This window comes from Methylophaga sp. OBS4 (assembly GCF_026319305.1).
GTDB lineage: Bacteria > Pseudomonadota > Gammaproteobacteria > Nitrosococcales > Methylophagaceae > Methylophaga.
Window position 1 is genome coordinate 1 of sequence record NZ_JAPDMV010000063.1, and the last position, 3,214, is coordinate 3,214.

Annotated in this window: 2 protein-coding genes; both read right to left on the bottom strand. The window is 51.8% G+C overall.

What is annotated here, in order from left to right; translation table 11 throughout:
* A partial coding sequence (dnaE, locus tag OMP95_RS12460; RefSeq protein ID WP_266329329.1) for a DNA polymerase III subunit alpha occupies positions 1-2,553 on the bottom strand: 2,553 nt, incomplete at its 3' end.
* A gap of 31 nt (positions 2,554-2,584) precedes the next feature.
* A partial coding sequence (locus OMP95_RS12465; protein WP_266329331.1) for a mechanosensitive ion channel family protein occupies positions 2,585-3,214 on the bottom strand: 630 nt, incomplete at its 5' end.

The following is a 3,214-nucleotide window of genomic DNA, read 5'->3' on the forward strand; positions in this document are numbered from 1 at the left end:
GCCTTGCTCACGTTCTGCCACAATTCCGGCCAGCGCCGATTCGCCCACCCCTTTAATCGCCCCCAGCCCATAACGGATGGTTTTATCATCTTCGACGGTAAACTGAATCTTGCTGAAATTGACGTCCGGTGGCTGCACGGTCAGTTTCATATCACGACATTCGTCGATAAGCCCGACTACCTTATCGGTATTATCCATATCCGCGGACAATACTGCGGCCATGAAAGCTGACGGATAATGGGCTTTCAACCAGGCTGTCTGATAGGCCACCAGGGCGTAGGCGGCCGAGTGTGATTTGTTAAAACCGTATTCGGCAAATTTCTCCATCAAATCAAAGATGGGACCGGCTTCTTTTTCACTGATACCGCGTTTCTCAGCGCCTTCCAGAAAGATTTGGCGCTGCTCGGCCATTTCTTCCGCTTTCTTTTTACCCATGGCGCGACGCAGCATATCGGCACCGCCCAGGCTGTAACCGGCCAGGATCTGCGCGATCTGCATAACCTGTTCCTGATAGACGATAACGCCGTAGGTCGGTTTCAACACCGGTTCCAGATCCGGATGCGGGTAATCCACCCTGGCACGGCCATGCTTGCGATTTACAAAGTCGTCAACCATGCCCGACTGCAATGGCCCGGGACGGAACAAAGCCACCAACGCGATAATATCTTCAAAATTATCCGGTTGCAGCCGTTTGACCAGCTCTTTCATACCTCGCGATTCAAGCTGGAACACCGCTGTGGTTTCACAACGTTTCAACAAATCATAAGTCGGCTTATCATCCAACGGCAGATTGGCGATATCTATTTTGTCCGCCTCTTCCGCCGGCAACAGCGTGCGCACATTATTCATCGCCCAGTCGATAACCGTCAGGGTTTTCAGGCCCAGAAAGTCGAACTTGACCAGACCGACGCTTTCCACATCATCCTTGTCGAATTGCGATACCAGACCGGCACCGTTATGTTCGCAGTAAATCGGCGTGTATTCGGTCAATACCTTGGGGGCTATCACCACCCCCCCGGCATGTTTACCGACATTCCGGGTCAGCCCTTCCAGCTGCAGCGCCAGATCGATCAGCGTTTTAACTTCTTCTTCTTTGTCATAACGCTCTTTCAGCAAAGGCTCCTGTTCCATCGCCTTGCTCAAGGTCATTTTCAGCTCAAACGGCACCAATTTTGCCAATTGATCAACAAAACCATATGGATGGCCCAGAACCCGGCCCACGTCGCGTAAAACGGCTTTGGCAGCCATGGTCCCGAAAGTGATGATCTGCGACACATGATCACGGCCGTAGTGCTGCGACACATATTCAATAACCCGATCGCGGCCATCCATGCAGAAATCGACATCAAAATCAGGCAGTGAGACCCGTTCCGGGTTGAGGAAACGTTCAAACAGCAAATCGTACTGCAACGGATCCAGATCGGTGATTTTTAATGCATAAGCCACCAGAGAACCGGCACCCGAGCCCCTGCCCGGCCCCACCGGCACCCCATTGTTTTTCGCCCACTGGATAAAGTCGGCAACGATCAAAAAGTAACCGGGAAAGCCCATCTGGTTGATAACATCCAGTTCAATCTGCAGACGTTCCTGAAAACGGCCTTTATTGGCTTCCCGTTCCTGCTCACCCGGAAATAGGACTTGCAAGCGTTCATCCAGCCCTTGGTAGGACTCTTGAGTGAAAAACTCGTCAATCGTCATTCCTTCCGGTACCGGAAAATCGGGCAGATAATGCTCGCCCAGCGACAGTTCGAGGTTACAACGCTTGGCGATTTCAATGGTGTTTTCTATCGCTTCCGGGATATCTTCAAACAGGCGTACCATCTCATCGGCCGTGCGCAGATACTGATGTTCGGAATAATGTCGTGGCCGCCGCGGATCATCCAGCAACCGGCCCTCATTGATACACACTTTGGCCTCATGGGCTTCAAACTGATCTGGCGTCAGAAAACGCACATCATTACTGGCTACCACCGGAATATCGTGACTTGCCGCCAACTTCACAGCTGCCCGCAGGAAACGTTCTTCATCTTCTCTGCCGGTCCGGATCAACTCCAGATAAAAGCGATCAGGAAACTGTTGTTGCCAGAACTGTAATTGCTGTTCGATTTCGTCACGCTGATGATTGAGCAAGGCTTTGCCCAACGCCCCTTCACGGCCGCCAGACAGACATATCAGCCCGTCAGTCTGCCCTTGCAGCCATTCGGCTTCCAGCATCGGTACCCCGAGATGCTGACCTTCCATATAAGCTCTGGACAACAGCCGCGACAGGTTGTGAAAGCCTTCCAGGTTCATACACAGCAACACAAAGCGGGTACTTTGTTTCGCATCAGCCGGATCGCGCAAGCGCATGTCGGCGCCTAAAATAGGCTTCACCCCGGCCTGCATTGCCGCATTGAACAGTTTCACAGCGGCAAAAAGGTTGTGCTGGTCGGTAATCGCAACCGCCGGCATGCCCTGCTCGGCAACGGTTTTTACCAGCGGTTTAATTCTGACCAGACCATCTATCAGTGAATAGTCAGTGTGTAGGTGTAAATGAACAAACTGCTTTGGCATTAATCTAAAAAACCTGTTTTACTGCGGTTAACTAACGGGGAAACTCAACCGGGCCCGGGATCTCATCACCCAAAGTCTGGCTGACGATGGCTTCAGCCTCTTGTTGCCCGCGGGCAAACGCATCTTGTTGTGTCATATTCGGTTTGAACGCCGTGGCTGGCGGATGCTCAATATCACCGCGTTTGAGATAAAGCGTCTGGGTCGGATAAGCAAACTCAACCTCCAGTTGACGCGCCAAGCGCAGCACATCGAGCAAAAAACGATGCCGTTCACGCAATTCGGTATTCCAGTCCGGTGTCGCCCAGAACACATAAACCAGGATGTCCAATGACGCCGCACCGTATTCGTTGAAATAGACCTGATAATAATCTTTACGCATATAGGGATGCAGCTGGATCACCTTACGGATGCCTTCGCAAAAAGCCTCAATTTTCTCTGCCGGTGTGTCATAGGTCAAAGCCAGCATGGTTCTCATGCGGCGATAACGGCGGGCGCCCATATTATCGATTTTGGTTGTGGTCAGAATCGAGTTAGGCATCGTCACCAGCGAGTTATAGAAAGTCCGAATCCGCGTACTTCGAAAACCTACCGTTTCCACCGAGCCTTCAACATCACCTATCACCACCCAGTCACCGATACTGAACGGCCTATCCAACAATAC